We start from the raw sequence: 2,020 nt of genomic DNA, 5'->3' as shown, positions 1-2,020 counted from the left end.
GAATTCCGCCACCGATTTGAATCGGTAAATTCGGAAAGCGCTTAGCAATGGCATTTACGATCTCAGCATGAACAGGCACACCATCAAATGCGCCGTTTAAATCCACCAAATGCAGTCGACGTGCACCTTGATCCATCCAGCGACCAGCCATATCAACAGGATCATCGGAAAATACCGTAGAGTCGTCCATACGACCTTGGCGTAATCGAACACACTTGCCGTCTTTAAGATCAATTGCAGGGATAATTAACATATTTATTTCCAAACCAATGCCAGCTTAAAGCTGACCATTCCATTCACTAAAATTCTTAAGTAGTTGCAAGCCAGCATGCTGACTTTTCTCAGGGTGAAACTGCGTCGCAAAGACATTATTTCGCATAATAGCAGCGCTCAAATCGACACCGTAACGCGTCGTACCCGCAACGAGATTTTGATCAATACTAGTTGGCACGTAGTAGCTGTGCACAAAATAAAATCGAGACTGATTGTCAATGCCATGCCACAGCGGATGATCACGCTGTTCCACTTGATTCCACCCCATATGAGGCACTTTCAAACGCTGACCATTTTCACGTAAGTCATCGCCAAAAAACTTTACTTGTCCATCGAACAAGCCCAAGCAATCAACGCCACTATTCTCTTCACTGCTTTGCATCAAGGCCTGCATGCCGACACAAATACCTAGAAAAGGTCGATCTTTGGAAACTTTGGAAACAATTTCATCGACACCCAAACGCTTGATCTCAGCCATACAATCACGCATCGCGCCGACACCCGGCAATACAACGCGATCAGCTGATTCAATCACAGACGGGTCAGAAGTAACTTGAATTGAAGAACCACAGACATGTTCAAACGCACTCGCAACGGAGTGAAGGTTACCCATGCCATAATCAATAATTGCAATAGAACTCATGCTTTGACTTACCTAAGAAGCGTCTTTGCAATCATGCAAAGACGCTTAGAAAGAACGTACTTGTACAGCTTAAAGCGTACCCTTTGTAGACGGCATCATACCTGCCATTCGATCATCGAATTCGAGCGCCATGCGCAGTGCTCGACCGAAAGCTTTAAACACGGTTTCGATTTGGTGATGCGCATTCTTACCTTTCAAGTTGTCGATGTGCAGAGTCACCCACGCGTGGTTTACAAAGCCTTGGAAAAACTCATAAAACAGATCGCAATCAAAACCACCAACAGAGCCTTTTACAAATGGAACATCCATTTCGAGTCCAGGGCGGCCAGAGAAATCAATCACTACGCGCGACAATGCTTCATCAAGCGGCACGTATGCATGCCCATAACGACGAATGCCTTTTTTATCTCCGACAGCCTTAGCGAAAGCTTGTCCTAGAGTGATACCTAAATCTTCAACAGAGTGGTGATCATCGATATGTAAATCACCTTTCACACGCGCTTCAATGTCGATCAAACCATGGCGACAAATCTGATCCAACATGTGCTCTAAAAATGGCATACCAGTGTCGAACTTTGCTTCACCTGTACCATCAAGATTTATTGATACGCTAATTTGCGTCTCTAAGGTATTACGCTCTACTTGCGCTGTTCTGGCGCTCATGTATCACTCCAATTTCTGCATATTAAACAACTGACTAGGCATTTTTATCACACCTTTATCAGCAGGCTCGCGATTATAGCCTTTATGCCTCTGTCTTCCTACCGCCAAAAACAAGAAACCCCCAGTAAAAACTGAGGGTTTTCATGCATTTCGCTTCACTTAGCTATTCAATGCACTTTCAATATTCTCGACGTAGGTATCTACCATACGTACGAATTCGCTTTTAACCACTGGGCTAATGGCCATCTTAAGCAATTTTGGCAATGGCAACTCGAGTTCTGCAGAGCTGCTCAAAGTTAGCTCTGTGCCGCCATCTACTTCAGTTAAAGACCAACCACCAGAAACCTGAGCGTTACCCTCGCCTTTAACGGCCGTCCATTCAACTGAACCATTCGCTTCATCTGACACGTATTTGCTCGCATAAATGGTTTGCAAAGCGTG

The 2,020-nt window shown here is 44.8% G+C and carries 3 protein-coding genes and 1 pseudogene; all 4 read right to left on the bottom strand.

The annotated features are described in order from the left end of the window. Positions 1-253, bottom strand: a 253-nt coding sequence (locus A3762_RS12990) for a HisA/HisF-related TIM barrel protein (protein WP_255375047.1), incomplete at its 3' end; no start/stop codon positions are given. A 24-nt stretch (positions 254-277) separates the two neighbouring features. Continuing rightward, positions 278-916, bottom strand: coding sequence for an imidazole glycerol phosphate synthase subunit HisH (gene hisH, locus A3762_RS12985; RefSeq protein ID WP_068755954.1), 639 nt, complete (start codon positions 914-916; stop codon positions 278-280). Positions 917-985: 69 nt separating this feature from the next. Then, a complete protein-coding gene (hisB, locus tag A3762_RS12980) occupies positions 986-1,579 on the bottom strand; it encodes an imidazoleglycerol-phosphate dehydratase HisB (RefSeq protein ID WP_068477106.1) in 594 nt (197 codons plus the stop codon). A 159-nt stretch (positions 1,580-1,738) separates the two neighbouring features. Beyond that, positions 1,739-2,020: pseudogene (locus A3762_RS12975) on the bottom strand (hypothetical protein); the annotation flags it as partial.

The organism is Oleiphilus sp. HI0125 (assembly GCF_001635355.1).
Note: the sequence above shows the minus strand (reverse complement) of the source record. Positions and strands in the feature narration are given on the sequence as shown.